Raw genomic sequence first — 17722 nt, forward strand, 5'->3', positions numbered from 1 at the left:
TATTACTCAAATTATTGATAATTAACTAATTTAAGTGTTAATATTTTGATAAATTGATTTTATTTGTTACATTGGTCAACCAAACTGGTTTACCAATTAAATCCAGTTATTTAACAATTAACAAATCAATTTATTATGAGAAAAATTTTACTATTATTTATTTTGATGGCAACTTGCTTTCAATTAAATGCTCAAACCATTGTTTTTGATGGAGAGACAGACAGTGATTGGAATACAGCCACAAACTGGGTTGGTGATGTTTTACCTGGAGCTGGTAATGACGTTGACTTAGATGGTAAAACAGTTGTTCTATCAGCTAATACAACAGTTCAAAGGGTCTATGCTGGAGGTAGTTCAAACTTAACTATTAATTCAGGAGTAACATTAACAATTGATGGTTTTGCTGGTGGTGATGATGGTTTAGAAATACAAGGTTCAGCTTCAGTTACTAACAATGGTACAATAGCGATTTCTAATATTACTGGAGCAGAAGCAGATGGACTGTATGTTAAAGGTACATTTGATAATGCAGCTACTGGTATAGTAAATATATCAAATACAGGTGAATATGGTTTATATGTTCAAGAAGGTACACTTACTAATTTAGGGACAATTACTATAGAAACATTTGGTGAAGCTAATACAAATCGTGATGGAATTGCAATAGATGATAACAGTGGAACTCCAGGTACTATTAATAATAATGGAGGTTCAATTACTGTTACATTAACTACAGGTGATGATGGAGTGTATATAAACGACGGCTCTGTTTTTAATAATAATGCTACTTTAAATATTGATTTATCCAATGGTACTGGAGACATGGCATTGCATATAACAGATCAAGCTACTGCACCACTTCAAGCTTCACAGTTTTCAAATGGTGCTTCTGGGGTTTTGACTATTGTTGGTTCTCCTGATTATGCTATTCAAGTTGATGGTACTGATGATGCATCAAATAGAGCAACTCTTACTAATTCAGGTACTATTTCAGTTTCAAACACAAGTAATGATGGTATTAGAGTACGCAGAGGTGGTTCAGTTATAAATAATGTTGGTGGAACAATAAACATTACAAATGCAGGAGATGAAGCAATACAAATTGATGGGGAAGCTAATACAGTTTTTACTAATAGTGGAGATATTGTTTTAACTACTTCAGGAGATCATGGAATGGAACTTTTAGGGACATTTAATAACTTAAGTGGTGGAACATTAACGGGTGTTAACAATACTGATGATGGTATAAGAGTTACAACTGGAACTTTTAATAATGATGGTAATATTAGAATTGACGGTTCAGGGTCAGAAGATATAGAAGTAAATTTAACTGGAACTTTCACAAACACTGCTAATGCAACTTTTGCTCCAGGATCTAGTCCAGGTGATCTTGAAATCAGAAATGTATTTGATTTAGGATCTTCTACAGCCACATTTGAAATTAATGGATTAACTCCAGGAACAGAATTTGATCAAATCTTAAATGCTAATGGAACAGGAATTACTAGTACACTTACTATAACAAATGCAAAATTACATTTAGATTGGGGATCTTATACGCCTACTGTTGGTGATACATTTAAAATAGTAGATGGATCAGGACCAGTAAGTGGAACTTTTGCTTCTGTAACTAACTCTAATGCAGATATAATTTATACAATAGATTACTCAAGCAATACAAGTGAAGTAAAAATTGTAGTTACAGATATAAATAGTACATGGACAGGTAATACTGATACTGATTGGACAAAAGCATCTAACTGGAGCACTATTGTACCTACTGCTACAACAGATGTTACTATACCATCAGGTTTATCTAACTATCCTACTGCTAATTCTGCAGTTACTACTAATAGTATAACTATGGCATCTGGTACTTCTTTTATTGCTAATTCTACAGTTACTGGTAATGTTACATATAATAGAACTCTAAATTATGTTGCTGGTAATGCTAATGGATGGCACTTGGTGGCTTCTCCAGTAATTGGTCAAGCATACAATAATACATATGCTAGTGATAATGATTTAGCAACAAGTGGATCAAAAAGAGGTTTAGCTACATATAATGATGCAAATGCTGCAGGATTAAAATACACATATTTGTTAAATGACGATAGTAATGCAGGAACATTTACTTCTGGTATTGGTTATTCTGTAAAAAGAGCTAGTACAGGTTCAATTGCTTTTACTGGTACTCTAAATACAGCTGATGTAAATGGTGTTACTGTTTCTACTGCAGGAAATGGTTTTAATTTATTAGGAGTACCTTATACTTCTTTTATAAGTAGTCAAACATTTTTGGATGAAAATACAAATTTAGACCAAACTCAAATTTGGGTATGGGAACAAGGTGTTACTGGAGGTAATTTCATTACTATGACAGCTAAAGCAGATAATTTTATTTTGGCTCCTGGACAAGGGTTTTTTGTAAAAGCAAATTCAGGTACTACAGTTAATTTTTCTAAATCTAATCAAACTGCAAATACAGATACTTTTAAAAAATCTTCTAGAACACAAGTTAAACTGTTAATGAATGATGGAGTAACTAATCGTTTTGCAAAGTTATATTATGAAAATAATGTTACTAAAGGTTTTGATGCAGGTTGGGAAGGAGAAGTTTTTGGAGGAATAAATAATAGTTTAGATGTTTTTACTCAATTAGTGCAAGACAACCAAGGGAAAAACTATCAAGTACAATCTCTACCTTTAGCAGACATGGAATCAACAATTGTTCCAATTGGTTTACGAGCTTCTTCAGGAAAAGAGTTAACATTTACTGTTGATGAATTAAACTTGCCTAAAGAAATTAATGTTTTCTTAGAAGATAGATTAACTAACACATTTACTCAACTAAATGTAGATAATTCTGAATATAAAATTACTTTAACTGAATCTATAGACGGAATAGGAAGGTTTTATTTACATACTGCAAGTAGTGTTTTAAGTGTTGGTAAAGATTTATCTTTAGAAGGAGTAAGTATTTATAAAACAAATAAATCTACTTTAAGAATAGTAGGGTTACAACAAGGTAAAACAAATGTTAAAATATTTAATATTCTAGGTAAACAAATTATGAATTCTTCATTTGAATCAATTGGAGTAAAAGATATTGCTATACCAAATACAGCAAAAGGTATTTATGTAATTCAGTTAGAAACTGAAGCAGGTAAATTGAATAAGAAAATTATTTTAGAATAAATACGAGAATTTAAATACAAGACATTATGAAAAAACAAATAGAATCAAATAAAGAAGAAATTACTCGTAAAGAAGCTATTAAAAAAATTGGTAATTACGGTAAATACGCAGCATTAACTGCATTAGGTACATATATGATATTAAATCCACAAAAGGCACAGGCTCAAAGTATTGAAGCCCCTGGAGAAGGATTTTAATTAAATATTATTTTTAATAAAAACCGTTTAAAAGAAATTTTAAACGGTTTTTTATGTCGTAAAATATTCTTTTAACTATAGAAGTATATCATTCGACTTAACTTATTGGTTTTTCGACGACTATTAACGATTTTTTTGAATTTTATTTTTAATATTTAGTTAATATTAACCCTAAAATTTTATGCTATGTCTTTACAAATAACACAAGAATCTAATAAGTTTTATTTAACAGGAGAACTTAATTCTCAAACTACAGAATCTTTTATTGATAGGTTTGAATATAATATTGGCAACCAAAACAATATTATAATCAATATTGATAATTTAAATGAAATAGATAAATTTGGAATAGAAGCTATAAAAAACTTAAGAAATTTTGCACTTAAGTACAATAAAAAGTTTTCTATAATAGGAAGAGGAGCCAGAGATATATATGATCACTTTAATTATTTTAATGTAGCTTAATAACTATTAAGATAATTAAAAATCAACCTATTAATTGTAAAATTTTATTCATTTAATATTAAAATATATAAAATAAAAAAACCGTTTAGAATTTCTAAACGGTTTTTATGTTTTATTAAAAATGAGTTTAATTATTAATTAATACCCATTCTCCTTTTTCAATTAAAGGAATTGCTTGTTTAAATTTAACAACCTTTTCTTCTCCACTCATTACATTTTTAATTGTAACTCTTTCGTTTCTACCAATTTTTGGTTGTTCTCTAACAATTGTTTCAACAGGTTCTTGAGATTGCTGTCTAGAATTAGATATAGCCTGTTCAGTTGTATTTTGAACATCTGCTTTACTAGTACTTAATTGTTCTCTTTTTTGTTGACGAGCTTCAGATATTTGATTTGAATCTTGGTTAGGCAATTCTCCTTTAAATAAGAAAGATAATACCTCTTTGTTAATGTTATCAACTGTTTGTTTAAACAATTCAAAAGCTTCAAACTTGTAAATTAACAAAGGATCTTTTTGCTCGTAAGAAGCATTTTGAACAGATTGTTTTAAATCATCCATTTTACGTAAATGATCTTTCCAATTTTCATCAATAATGGCTAAAGTGATATTTTTCTCAAAATCTGTAATTAAAGATTTTCCTTCACTTTCATAGGCATCTTTTAAATTGGTAACAACTTGTAAAGATTTTATTCCATCTGTAAAAGGAACAACAATTCGTTCATAGCGATCTCCTTCATTTTCAAAAACATCTTTAATTACTGGAAAAGCTAAAATAGCATTTCTTTCAATTTTGTTTTTGTAATGTTCTGTTACAATATCGTATAATTTATCTGTTAATTCTTTTTCTGTTTGTTTATTGAATTCTTCTTCAGAAAAAGGAGAAGTCATTGAAGAAAAACGAATTAATTCAAATTCAAAATTTTGAAAATCTTTTGCAAGTTTATTTGCATTAATAATAGATTCACAAGTATCATAAATCATGTTTGCAATATCTACTTGTAAACGTTTTCCATCTAATGCATGACGTCTTCTTTTGTAAACAAACTCACGTTGAGAATTCATAATATCATCGTATTCTAACAAACGTTTACGAATACCAAAGTTATTTTCTTCAACTTTCTTTTGCGCTCTTTCAATAGATTTGGTAATCATAGAATGTTGAATTACTTCGCCTTCTTTTAATCCCATTCTATCCATCATTTTAGCAATTCTATCAGAACCAAAAAGACGCATTAAATTATCATCTAAAGCAACATAAAATTGAGAAGAACCAACATCACCTTGTCTTCCTGCACGACCTCTTAATTGTCTATCTACACGTCTAGAATCATGACGTTCTGTACCAATAATAGCTAAACCACCTGCATCTTTAACAGCATCAGATAATTTAATATCTGTTCCACGACCAGCCATATTTGTTGCAATAGTTACAACTCCAGGTTTACCTGCTTCAGCTACAACATCAGCTTCACGTTTGTGTAATTTTGCATTTAAAATGTTATGAGGAATTTTACGCATTTGTAACATTCTACCTAACAATTCAGATATTTCTACAGAAGTTGTACCCACTAAAACTGGTCTTTTTTGTTCTACCAATTTTACAATATCTTCAATAACTGCATTGTATTTTTCACGAGCAGTTTTGTAAATTAAATCTTCTTTATCATCTCTTTGAATTGGTCTATTAGTAGGAATTTCTACAACATCTAATTTGTAAATTTCCCATAATTCTCCAGCTTCTGTAATTGCAGTACCTGTCATTCCAGACAGTTTACGATACATTCTAAAGTAATTTTGAAGTGTTACTGTAGCAAAAGTTTGAGTAGCGTCTTCAATTTTTACGTTTTCTTTTGCTTCAATTGCTTGGTGTAATCCATCAGAATAACGACGACCGTCCATAATACGTCCAGTTTGTTCGTCTACAATCATTACTTTATTATCCATAACAACATACTCAACATCTTTTTCAAAAACAGTATAAGCTTTTAAAAGTTGATTCATTGTATGAATACGTTCGCTCTTTACACTAAAATCTTTATAAAGTTCTTCTTTTTGAGAAGCTTTTTCTTCAGAAGTAGTATCAGAAGCATCAATTTCTCCAATTTTTACACCTATATCTGGTAAAACAAAGAAACTTTCATTATCAGTTTTCTTAGATAAATCTGCAATTCCTTTATCAGTTAAATCAATTTGATTATTTTTTTCTTCAACAACAAACCATAAGTCTTCATCTACTTCTGGCATTAGTTTGTTGTTATCTTGCATGTAATAATTTTCAGTTTTTTGCAAGATTTGCTTAACACCTTCTTGCGATAAAAACTTAATTAATGCTTTGTTTTTTGGTAAACCTCTGTACACTCTTAATAATAAGAATCCTCCATCTTTATCATTACCTTCTTTAATTAATTTTTTAGCTTCAGCTAAAACACTAACTAAATGATTTTTTTGAAGAGTTACTAAATCTGCAACTAAAGGTTTTAATTCATTAAACTCATGTCTATCTCCTTGAGGAACAGCACCAGATATAATTAAAGGTGTTCTAGCATCATCAATTAAAACAGAATCTACTTCATCAATAATAGCGTAATTTGGAGCTCTTTGTACTAAATCATCTTTAGAGTTAGCCATATTATCACGTAAATAATCGAATCCAAATTCGTTATTTGTTCCGTAAGTAATATCAGCATTGTATGCTTTTCTTCTTTCATCAGAATTTGGTTGATGATAATCTATACAATCTGTAGTAAAACCATGGAACTCAAAAATTGGAGCCATCCACGCTTTATCACGTTTTGCTAAATAGTCATTTACAGTTACAAGGTGAACCCCTTTACCTGTTAATGCATTTAAATAAACTGGTAGAGTAGAAACTAATGTTTTTCCTTCTCCAGTCATCATTTCTGCAACTTTACCTTGATGTAAAACAGAACCACCAATTAACTGTACATCATAATGAATCATATCCCAAGTAACTGGTTTACCTGCTGCATCCCAAGAATTTGCCCAAAAAGCTTTATCATCTTCTAAAGTTACATTGTCTCTATTTGCAGATAATTCTCTGTCATATGGAGTAGCAGTAACTTCAATTTCTTCATTTTCTACAAAACGTTTTGCAGTTTCTTTAACAACTGCAAAAGCTTCTGGCATAATTTGTTTTAAAGTTTCTTCAGAAACTTTATATGCTTCATCATTTAAAGTGTCAATTTCTGTATAAATATCTTCTTGACGATCAATTTCTGCAGATTTAGCTTCTTCTTCTAGAGCAATAATTTTATCATTAAACTCTTTAGTAGCCTCTTTAATTCTGTTCTTAAATTCTATTGTTTTTGCTCTTAACTCATCATGAGATAGTTTAGAAAAAGCAATTTCGAATTTTTTTACATCTTCAACTACGGGTTGTAATCCTTTTAAATCTTTCTGTTGTTTATCACCAACAAAAAGTTTAATTACTGAATTTAAAATATTCATTTTATATATGTATGTTTTTCAGCTACTTATGTAACTGTGTTATTTCAATTAGGAGTCAAGTTATTCTAACCTGAAAAAAAAACATTTTTCCGATTAAAAAAAAACAAAAAAAAAGCCTCTTTAGAGACTTTATGTTTTTTATTTAGTTTTAGTATTCATCCTCATTCCAAAGATAATCATCTTCTGTCGGATAATCAGGCCAAATCTCAATAATTGAGTCATATGCATCACCTTCATCTTCTATGTCTTGTAGATTTTCAACTACTTCTAAAGGAGCTCCAGTTCTAATAGCATAATCTATTAACTCATCTTTGGTTGCTGGCCAAGGTGCATCTGCTAAATAAGATGCTAATTCTAATGTCCAATACATTTCTTATCGTTTAATTTTGTGCAAAAATAATTTTTTTACGCAATTATGCAAGTCTTTTTTAAGAAATTTACTATGAACTAAATATTAAATTTTATTATCACTTATAAATCAGTTGTTTATGTGGTTTGTGAAATTTAATTATTTATTCAAATCGAAAAATAAAGAACTTGTTATTTTTTTTCAGGAATCCATTTGATTTCCTCTACTGATAAGTCTTTCGACAATTTTCGTGCCAACGTAAAAAGGAAGTCAGAAAGTCTGTTTAAGTATTTTATAATGTCAATATTTATTGTTTCTAGGTCATTTAATTCAACAGAAAGTCTTTCTGCACGTCTACAAATACATCTTGCTATGTGACAAAATGACACAGTTTGATGTCCTCCTGGAAGTATAAAATGGGTCATTTGAGGTAATTCTGCATCCATTTTATCAATTTCATTTTCTAAAAATAAAATTGGGTCATTATTAATTTTTGGAATGTTTAATCTTTCTTTTCCGTTTTTAAGAATCTCTTTTTCAATTGGAGTAGCTAGCATTGATCCTAAAGTAAATAATTCATTTTGAATTTTTAATAGCGTATTTTTAATGTTTTTATCTATTTTTTGATCCTTAATTAAACCTATATATGAGTTTAATTCATCAACAGTACCATAACTTTCTATACGTAAATTATACTTTTTTACTCTTGTACCTCCATAAAGTGCTGTAGTACCATCATCTCCAGTTTTTGTATATATTTTCATTTATAATTTTTGTGTTTTTAAGTAGTAAAGTTACTAGTAAATATATTTTATTAAACTCTAATTTTAAAGTGTTCTTTTTCTTGTTCTTTTCTAAAAAATACAATTCCCCAATGAAAAACATCTACAGTTACTTTTACTTTTGGGTGGTTTTTAATTTCATTCCAAGCTTCTTTCATTTCATTACTCCAATAAATATCATCAAAAATCCAAAAACTATCATTATGTATTGTATTTAAACAAGAGTTAAAATAATTTAGGGTATCTTTTTTTGTGTGATTTCCATCAAAATAGATAAAATCGTATATTTTATTATTTATTGCTTTTGGTAATGTTTCTTTAAAATCTCCAGTTTTAATTTCTATAGATGTTAGGTTGTTTTTTTTAAATAAGTTTTGTGCAACATTACTAGTATTTTTACAACCTTCTAATGTTAATATAGATGAATTTTGATTTCCAATTTTCATTGCTGAAGTTCCTAAACCTAATGAAGTTCCAATTTCTAAAATGTTTTTAGGTTTAAAATAATTATTAAGTTTTATTAAAAGTTTTGCTTTTTTATTAGATAGACCAGCAACTTTAGCAATTTTAGCAATTTTACGATTATTAGTTTTAAAAACTTTTGAGCCTGATCCAAAATCGGTGACTTTTATATAGTCATTGTTGTCTAACAATTGTTGTTTTATGTTTTTAAATTTATTCCAAAAAACAGTATCATTTTTTTGATAAAAACATTTAGTTAGTAAATTATAAACAAAAGGAGAGTGAACTCCATGTTGATTGGACGATTTGAGTATAAATTTAAAATATTCTATTAGTATATAAATCATTATAAATAAAAAAACGAAAGTAAAATAAAATTATAGCAAATCACTTTTTAAAAGTATATTTGTATTAATTGTTGATTAAATTAAAATGAAAAAACACTTTTTATTACTCTTAACTTTAACTTTTCTATTTTCTTGTGTTCCTAATAAAGATTTAATTTATTTACAAGGTGATCCCATTGTAAAAAAGGATATTAAAAGAATTAATAATATCCCTTACAAGTTACAAGTTGATGACATGTTAAATATCGATATAAAATCTAATGATGAAGATTTAGTTGCCATTTTTAAAAAAGAATCAAATGGAGGTTCAAGTTCTAATACAGGTCAAAATTTTGGTTCAGGAGGAGGATATTTTTCAGATTACAGTATAGATAGTTATGGAAATATTCGAATGCCTACTTTAGGTGAAATTAATGTTTTGGGATATTCTACTTTAGAAGTAAGAAAAAAAATAGAAAACGAATTAAAAAAATTTATAAAGAGCAAAGACGATATTTTTGTATCTGTTAAGCTCTCAGGAATTAAGTATACTATTATTGGCGAAATAAATAATCCAGGGCCTAAAGTTATTTTTCAAAACAAAGTTTCTATAATAGATGCTATTGCTAATTCTGGGGATATTACTTTAGTTGGGAATAGAAAAAAAGTAGAAGTTATAAGGAATTCTATAACTGGAACCGAAAAATTTTTAATCGATTTAACAAATATTGATGCCTTTCAGTCTGAAGTTTTTTATATAAAATCTAATGATATTATTAATATTATTCCTTTAAAGCAAAAAGCTTGGGGTACAGGTACAACAGGTTTACAAACTTTTACTACAATTATATCAGTTTTTACATTATTAACTTCAACTTTTGTCTTAGCTAGAAATTTATAATATTTATGAATAATAAAATAAATTTTAATACTTCAGAAATTCAAAGCAATATAGATTTAAAAAGCTATGTTTTTAAGGTCTTGTCTTATTGGAAACTTTTTTTTGTAACCATTGTAATTGCATTAATTATTGCAAAATTCATGAATGGCTACAAACAAAAAAGATTTAGTTTAAGTACTGTAATTTCTGTAAAAGAAGAAAATAACCCTCTATTTTCTACAGGAACAAATATTGCTTTTAATTGGGGTGGAGCTAGTGATGAAATTGAAACAATAAAAGTAATAATTGGGTCTAGATCACATAATGAAAAGGTAGTTAAAAAATTAAATTTTTATATTAATTACCTAAAAGAAGGTAGGTATAGAATGGAAGATGTTTATGGCCATACTCCTTTTTCTATAAACCTAAAAACTGATAAACCTCAATTATATAATAAACTTATAAAATTAGAAATTATAGATGAAGATAAAGTGAGGTTATCTTTTGACTTTAATAGTTTAGGGTCAAATCAACTGATTACTTATTCTAATAATTCTATTAGTCATTATTCTTCTAATGACATGAATTTCTCAAAAGAATATAAAGCTAACGATTTCATTGAAACGCCATTTTTAAATTTTTCTTTAGAAAAAATTGGAAAATTTAATATTGGAGAAATTTATTTTATAAGGTTTGCAAGTTTTGATGGGACTGTTGGAGCATACAGAGGAGTAAGTGTTAGAACATTAACAGATGCAGCTTCTCTTTTAAGCTTGTCAATGAGTGGTCCTAATAAGAATAGAATAGTAAAATATTTAAATGCTACTGTACAAGTTTTAGAAGAAGATAAAAAAGAACAGAAAATTTTATATGCTAAAAAGACAAAAAGTTATATTGATGAATTATTTGTTAAAGAACAAGATAGTTTAAATAGAATTGAAAAAGAATTAGGAGTTTATAAAGAAGAAAATAATATTTATGATTTATCAATAGAAGGAACTCAAGTCTATCAAGAAATTTTAGAATTAGAAAAAGGGAAAAAAGAATTATTGGAGTTTAATGATTATTTAAATAAATTAAGAACTTATATTTTAACGCATAACCAGTATTCAGAAGGAATTCCTGTTCCTGCTTTAATTAATATTCAAGATCCTAAGATTGCTGAAGAAATAGGTATACTTATTCAAAAGTCAACTTTAAGAGAAGCTTTAAAAGATAGGGTAACAGAGAGTTATCCTGAGTTAAAAAGGCTTAATAATGAAATAATAATAGCAAAAAATAATTTATTTGAAAACATAGCCAATTTAAAAATTATTAATAACGATAAGATTAGTAAAATTAAAAAAAGGCTCTCTGTAGCAAATTCTAAATTAAAAAAGTTTCCTTCTAGAGAACAAGGTTTAATGAAATTTCAAAGAAATTTTGAAATTTCAGAAGCTAATTATAATTATTTAAAACAAAAAAGTTATGAAGCAGGTACTGCAATAGCAGCTAATGTTTCAGATGTAAAAATAATTGACGAAGCTAAAGATTTAGGAGAAGGACCAAATTATCCTAAACCACAGTTTAATTATTTAGTTGGGTTAATGATGGGAATTGTTTTTCCATTATTCTATATAATTGTAAGAGAAATTTTAGATAATAAAATTCACACTGCAGAAGAAATTCAAAATAATTATGCAATACCAGTACTTGGAGTTGTAGGTAGAAATCAAGGTAAAAATAATTTAGCAGTTTTTGATAGACCTAAATCATCAGTATCAGAGTCTTTTAGAGCTTTAAGATCCAATATTCAATTTTTGTTTAAAAATGCTCATAATGAGAAAGAATCTAAAACTTTAATTTTAACTTCATCTGTTAGTGGTGAAGGAAAAACGATGGTTTCCATTAATATGGCTACAGTTTTTGCTTTAAGTGGTAAAAAAACGGTACTTATTGGTTTGGATTTAAGAAAACCTAAAATTTATGATGATTTTGATTTAACAAATGATGTTGGTGTTGTAAATCACTTAATTAATCAAAAAACACTAGATGAAATAATCTTACCAACTAAAATACCAAACTTAGATTTAATTTTATCAGGACCAATTCCACCTAATCCATCTGAACTTCTTTTAAATGAGACTGCAGATAATATGATTAAAAGTCTTAAAGAAAGATATGATTATGTTATTATAGACACACCTCCTGTTGGTTTAGTTTCTGATGCATTAGAGTTGTTTAAATATGGAGATGCTATTATATATGTAATTCGTCAAAATTATTCTGAACGTGGAATGATGAAAATGATTGATGATAAATATAAAAATAAAGAAGTAACTAATATTAGCTACGTTTTAAATGATTTTTCAATAACTAATAAATACGGTTATGGATATGGCTATGGTTATGGATATGGCTATGGTTATGGCTATGGTTATGGAAAATATGGATATGGTTATCATGAAAATGAAGAGGATAGTGGTATTTTATCTAAAATAAAAAGATTTTTTACTTCAAAATAGAACAAAAAAAAAGCATCATTAATTTGATGCTTTTTTAATTTGTTTAAATTAAATTTTTTCGACTTAAAATATAACTTTTGATGTTGTTTAAAAGTACTTTATTAAAGTTAAAATCATTATTATTTTAATAAATAAAGATGTATTTAAGGTTATTACTTAGCTTTAATACTCAGTTTTATCTTCTTTTTTAGACCAATTATTAAATGGCTCTAAAGCAATTTGCCTGCCAATTTGTTCAAAAGGGATACTTCTTTTATCATAAGGCAAAGGGATTTCTTTGTAAATAAATTCATCATCAAACCCAATATTTGCAGCATCTTGTTGGTTGCTACCATAATATACTTTATCTGGTCTTGCCCAATAAATTGCTCCTAAACACATAGGACAAGGCTCACAAGAGGTATAAATAATACAACCATCTAATTGAAAAGAACCAATATTTTTGCATGCATCTCTAATTGCAGTTACTTCTGCATGAGCTGTAGGGTCGTTTGTAGAAGTTACTTTGTTATTTCCTCTTCCAATTATTTCTCCATTTTTAACAACTATACAACCAAAAGGTCCACCTTCATTATTATTCATTCCTCTTAGAGCTGCTTTTACAGCTTCACTCATAAACTTTTCGTGTTTATTCATATTCATTTTCTAGTTTTATGATTATTTACTTTAGCCAAAAAAAGCTGCATAAATTATGCAGCTTTTAAAAGTTATATAAAGTTATTAATTTTATTTTAAACTACCAGTCATTTCTTCTGGTTTTACCCATTCATCATATTGTTCTGGAGTAACATATCCTAAACGTACAGCTTCTTCTTTTAAAGTTGTTCCATTTTGGTGAGCAGTATTAGCTATTTCTGCAGCTTTATAATATCCAATTTTAGTATTTAAAGCGGTAACAAGCATTAACGAATTGTTTACCAATTCTGTAATTCTTACTTGATTTGGTTCTATTCCAACAGCACAATTTTCATCAAAAGATTTACAAGCATCTCCAATTAATTGAGCAGATTGTAAAACGTTAGCAGCCATAACTGGTTTAAAAACGTTTAATTCATAATGGCCTTGAGCACCACCAACAGTAACAGCAACATCATTACCCATAACTTGTGCACAAACCATTGTCATAGCTTCACATTGAGTTGGGTTTACTTTACCAGGCATAATAGAAGAACCAGGTTCGTTTGCAGGAATAATTATTTCTCCAATTCCAGATCTTGGTCCTGAAGCCATTAAACGAATGTCATTTGCAATTTTATTTAAAGAAACTGCAATTTGTTTTAAAGCTCCATGAGTTTCTACTAAAGCATCATGAGCTGCTAAGGCTTCAAATTTGTTTTCTGCAGTTACAAAAGGCATTTCAGTAAAATCTGCAATATATTTAGCAACTAAAACATCATAACCTGCAGGAGTGTTTAACCCTGTACCAACAGCTGTACCACCTAAAGCTAATTGAGATAAATGCTCTAAAGTGTTATTTAAAGCTTTTAAACCAAAGTTTAATTGTGCAACATATCCAGAAAATTCTTGACCTAATGTAAGTGGAGTAGCATCCATTAAATGGGTTCTACCAATTTTTACAACATCATTAAAAGCTTCTGATTTTGCTTTTAAAGTATCTCTTAACTGTGTAATTCCAGGAATTGTATTTTCTACAATTTTTTTATAAGCAGCAATATGCATACCTGTAGGGAATGTATCATTAGATGATTGAGATTTATTTACATCATCATTTGGTTGTATAGTTTTTTCTCCTTCACCAATTACTTTTCCTGCAATTTCATGAGCTCTGTTAGCTATAACTTCATTTACATTCATGTTAGATTGAGTTCCAGAACCTGTTTGCCAAATTACTAATGGAAATTGATCATCTAACTTTCCTTCTAAAATTTCATCACAAACTTGTGCAATTAAATCTCTTTTTTCTGTTGTTAAAACACCTAATTCTGCATTTGTATAAGCAGCTGCTTTTTTTAGATATGCAAAACCATAAACTATTTCTAAAGGCATAGACCCAGATGCACCAATTTTAAAGTTGTTTCTAGAGCGTTCTGTTTGAGCACCCCAATACTTATCTGCAGGTACATTTACTTGCCCCATTGTGTCTTTTTCAATTCTGTATTTCATGATATAATTGTGTAAATTTTTGAAGAAACAAATTTACAAAAAACTATGTTTACATAAAGTTGATATATATCATTTTTAGTTTACTAAAAAAAATATTTTTTTGATGCTTTATTTTTCAAAATAAGTATTATTTTTGCAATATAATTTTTCAATATATACAAATGTTAGATTTTTCAGAATTTTCAGGATTAGTTTTATTTATGTTTATTTTTACAGCTGGATTTTGGTTGTTAATATTCTTATTAACATTTGTAGTTCCTTATTGGATTGGTGGAACTATTTGGGAAAATATGAAATTAAAAAAAGAAGCAAGAAAAGCTGCTGAAGGTAAGTAGTTTTAAAAATATATTTTTATAAAAAACTCGTTCAATAGTATTGAACGAGTTTTTTTGTGAGTTTGATTGGATGCGTTAGGGATTGTAATGGAAATCCTTTTGTGAAGAATGAACAAAAGATTGTATTGAAAAGCCCGTTTAAACGCCCAAATTATTTAAGGTTTAAAAATCTCCATCTCCACCTGTATCTTCTCTAGGACCTGTATTTCTCTTTCTTTGATTTTTCTTTTGGTTAAATCTATATGAAAAGTTTAAAGATACTTGACGTATTCTTCTTTGAAATGTTTGATCTGTAATATTTGTAGGGTTTTCTCTACTTGGAGCATAGCTTAAAACTTGATATTTTCTAGAATTAAATACATCACTTACATTTAAAACAAGTGTTGCTTTGTCTTTTAAAATATCTTTACTGAATGCTAAATTTGCAGATAAAATTCCTTTTACATCACTTTGAGCATCGCTTTTTGGACCTCTATAAAATATTCTAGTTTGAGATTGAATATCCCAAGGAAGTGTAATTTTAGCATCGAAACGTGTAAACCAAGAATTGTTTTTAGTGTCAAAATTTTGAGTAATTGGAGTTACTACATTTGTTGTTGGATCTGTTACATTATAAGTGTACTCTCCTTGTGTTTCAAACTGATAAAAATTAAAGCTTCCAGAAAAACGAACTTTTCTGCTTACATTATAATTTGCAGTAAATTCAAATCCAGATCTGTCTTCTGATGATAAATTAATGGGTTGTCTTACTAAAATGTTAGTTTCTTTTCCATTAACTAATCTTACTTCTTGACTATTAACTCTTGCAATATTATTTGTTGAATGTTGGTAGTAAATTGAAGAGTTTAATGTGAATTTGCCCCATTTATTTAAATACCCTAAATCGAATGAATTTGTATAAGTAGGGTCTAAATCTACGTTTCCTTTAGATATTATAGTTTCACTAGTTCTATTTTCAAAAGGATTTAGATATCTAGAACGTGGTCTTCTTAATCTTTTACTGTATCCTAATGTAAAGCTTTGATCTTCTGTTAGTTCGTAGCCAAAATTTACTGTTGGAAATAGGTTTGTATATTTTTTTGTGTAATCTTCATTTGTATTTAATAGCTTAATATCTATATCAGTAATTTCTGTTCTTAAACCTAAAAGGTATGAAAACTTGTTAATTTTACTTCCAAATTGAGTGTAAAATGCATTTACATTTTGAGTAAATTCTAGGTTGTTAGATGGGTTGTATCTTGGGTCTAAATTTGCTGCAATTACTAAATAATCTGAAGTTAAATCTTCGAAATTACCACGATAACCAGCTTCAAACTGAGAGTTTTTTCCAATAGGTAATATGTAATCTGCTTGAAATAAATTTCTTAAAGAATGTTCATCTGTAGAATTTGTTTCAGGATTTATATCTATAATATCTGCATCTTCGTTTTCTTTACTAGAACTGTGTTGAAAATCTAAAGTTAATTTATGTCCGTCTTTATTAAAATTATTGGTGTAATTTAAAGAAAACTGAAACGTTTTATCAACTTCTCCTTCATCTTGAATACGAGTAGAATTGTATAAGTTAACATTAGAAGGATTATAAGAACTTATATTATTTGTAGAAATGTTATTACCATTAGTATCTCTTAAAAAAACAGTACCAGTAATAGAACTTTTTTTATTTAAAAAATATTCTAACCCAAAACTTCCGTTAAAACCTTTTCTAAATCTATCATTATCTCTATTTTCAATTCTAGTACTATCAATTATACCATTAGATAAATAAGTAACATCAGAGTTCCAAACTCCTGGGCCACCTCTGTCACTATATCCAAAATTAGAGAAAATGTTTACTTTTTTGGTTCTTAAGTTTAAGTTTACAGCTCCTTGATAGTTTTTAGGATCACCAACTGTTACATTAACAGAACCATTAAAACCAGATGCTTTTCCTTTTCTTAAAATAATGTTTAAAATACCTGCAGTTCCTTCAGAATCATATCTTGCAGATGGAGAAGTAATTACTTCAACTCTTTCAATAGCATCAGAAGGTAATTGTCTTAAAGCGTCTGTACCAGACAAACCAACTAAAGCAGATGGTTTTCCATCTATTAATATACGTACATTTTCGCTTCCACGTAAACTTACAGTTCCTTCAGCATCTACATCTACAGAAGGTACATTATCTAAAACATCAGATGCTGTACCACCTTTAACAGTCATATCTTTACCTACATTGTAAATCTTTTTATCTAATCTAATATCTACTGTAGATTTTTCTGCAATAACTACAACTTCATCTAAACTACTAGCATCTTCTTCTAGTTTTATAGTTCCTAAATTTTTATTTGATGTAATACTTTGAGTAGGAAGTTTTATAGTTTTAAAAGAAATAAATTCTACACTAATTTCATAATTACCTTTTTGAATTTGTAAACTAAATGTACCTTTTTCATTGGTAATACCTCCAGATATTTTTTGGGTTTTGGTGTTTTTTAGAACAATTGTTGCATATTCTAAAGGTTGATTGGTTTTAGCATCTACTACCTTTCCAGAAATAGTAATTCCTGGTTTATTACCAGGTTTTTGAGCTAGTAAAAAAGTTGATGTTAAAAAACAAAATAATAATAGTGTAATTTTCTTCATGCTGTC

At 28.2% G+C, this 17722-nt stretch carries 13 protein-coding genes; 6 read left to right on the top strand and 7 right to left on the bottom strand.

Annotation, left to right across the window (positions count from 1 at the left end; translation table 11 throughout):
• Nucleotides 1–135: 135 nt before the first annotated feature.
• The 3 genes from MPF13_RS06210 to MPF13_RS06220 all read left to right on the top strand — a co-directional run bounded on the left by MPF13_RS06210 (nucleotide 136) and on the right by MPF13_RS06220 (nucleotide 3860).
• Nucleotides 136–3198, top strand: coding sequence for a DUF8693 domain-containing protein (locus MPF13_RS06210; protein ID WP_249981471.1), 3063 nt, complete (start codon nucleotides 136–138; stop codon nucleotides 3196–3198).
• Between the two features lie 26 nt (nucleotides 3199–3224).
• Nucleotides 3225–3395: a hypothetical protein gene (locus MPF13_RS06215; protein ID WP_249981473.1), complete on the top strand. Its 171-nt coding sequence runs from the start codon at nucleotides 3225–3227 to the stop codon at nucleotides 3393–3395.
• Between the two features lie 186 nt (nucleotides 3396–3581).
• Complete coding sequence (locus MPF13_RS06220) at nucleotides 3582–3860, top strand: STAS domain-containing protein (RefSeq protein ID WP_249981475.1); 279 nt, start codon at nucleotides 3582–3584, stop codon at nucleotides 3858–3860.
• A 127-nt stretch (nucleotides 3861–3987) separates the two neighbouring features.
• On the opposite strand, the gene secA is transcribed toward MPF13_RS06220, so the two are convergent.
• The 4 genes from secA to MPF13_RS06240 all read right to left on the bottom strand — a co-directional run bounded on the left by secA (nucleotide 3988) and on the right by MPF13_RS06240 (nucleotide 9269).
• On the bottom strand, nucleotides 3988–7329 hold the full coding sequence (gene secA / locus MPF13_RS06225; RefSeq protein WP_249981477.1) for a preprotein translocase subunit SecA: 3342 nt from the start codon (nucleotides 7327–7329) through the stop codon (nucleotides 3988–3990).
• Between the two features lie 148 nt (nucleotides 7330–7477).
• Nucleotides 7478–7699: a DUF2795 domain-containing protein gene (locus MPF13_RS06230; RefSeq protein ID WP_015479930.1), complete on the bottom strand. Its 222-nt coding sequence runs from the start codon at nucleotides 7697–7699 to the stop codon at nucleotides 7478–7480.
• A gap of 170 nt (nucleotides 7700–7869) precedes the next feature.
• Nucleotides 7870–8442: a cob(I)yrinic acid a,c-diamide adenosyltransferase gene (locus MPF13_RS06235; protein WP_249981479.1), complete on the bottom strand. Its 573-nt coding sequence runs from the start codon at nucleotides 8440–8442 to the stop codon at nucleotides 7870–7872.
• 50 nt (nucleotides 8443–8492) lie between these two features.
• On the bottom strand, nucleotides 8493–9269 hold the full coding sequence (locus MPF13_RS06240) for an O-methyltransferase (protein WP_249981481.1): 777 nt from the start codon (nucleotides 9267–9269) through the stop codon (nucleotides 8493–8495).
• Nucleotides 9270–9354: 85 nt separating this feature from the next.
• Here MPF13_RS06240 and MPF13_RS06245 point away from each other — a divergent pair, with 85 nt between their 5' ends.
• On the top strand, nucleotides 9355–10149 hold the full coding sequence (locus tag MPF13_RS06245; RefSeq protein ID WP_249981482.1) for a polysaccharide biosynthesis/export family protein: 795 nt from the start codon (nucleotides 9355–9357) through the stop codon (nucleotides 10147–10149).
• Nucleotides 10150–10154: 5 nt separating this feature from the next.
• Nucleotides 10155–12632: a polysaccharide biosynthesis tyrosine autokinase gene (locus MPF13_RS06250; protein WP_249981483.1), complete on the top strand. Its 2478-nt coding sequence runs from the start codon at nucleotides 10155–10157 to the stop codon at nucleotides 12630–12632.
• Between the two features lie 162 nt (nucleotides 12633–12794).
• On the opposite strand, the gene MPF13_RS06255 is transcribed toward MPF13_RS06250, so the two are convergent.
• Nucleotides 12795–13268, bottom strand: coding sequence for a nucleoside deaminase (locus tag MPF13_RS06255; RefSeq protein ID WP_249981608.1), 474 nt, complete (start codon nucleotides 13266–13268; stop codon nucleotides 12795–12797).
• 90 nt (nucleotides 13269–13358) lie between these two features.
• Complete coding sequence (fumC, locus tag MPF13_RS06260; protein ID WP_249981484.1) at nucleotides 13359–14756, bottom strand: class II fumarate hydratase; 1398 nt, start codon at nucleotides 14754–14756, stop codon at nucleotides 13359–13361.
• Between the two features lie 161 nt (nucleotides 14757–14917).
• Here fumC and MPF13_RS06265 point away from each other — a divergent pair, with 161 nt between their 5' ends.
• Nucleotides 14918–15091 carry a hypothetical protein gene (locus MPF13_RS06265; RefSeq protein WP_036821348.1) on the top strand — a complete coding sequence of 58 codons (174 nt, stop codon included), beginning with the start codon at nucleotides 14918–14920 and terminating at the stop codon, nucleotides 15089–15091.
• Nucleotides 15092–15253: 162 nt separating this feature from the next.
• Here MPF13_RS06265 and MPF13_RS06270 read toward each other — a convergent pair whose 3' ends face one another.
• Nucleotides 15254–17716 carry a TonB-dependent receptor gene (locus tag MPF13_RS06270; protein ID WP_249981485.1) on the bottom strand — a complete coding sequence of 821 codons (2463 nt, stop codon included), beginning with the start codon at nucleotides 17714–17716 and terminating at the stop codon, nucleotides 15254–15256.
• Nucleotides 17717–17722: the final 6 nt, after the last annotated feature.

Origin of the sequence: Polaribacter sp. Z022 (assembly GCF_023555495.1) — a bacterium.
GTDB lineage: Bacteria > Bacteroidota > Bacteroidia > Flavobacteriales > Flavobacteriaceae > Polaribacter.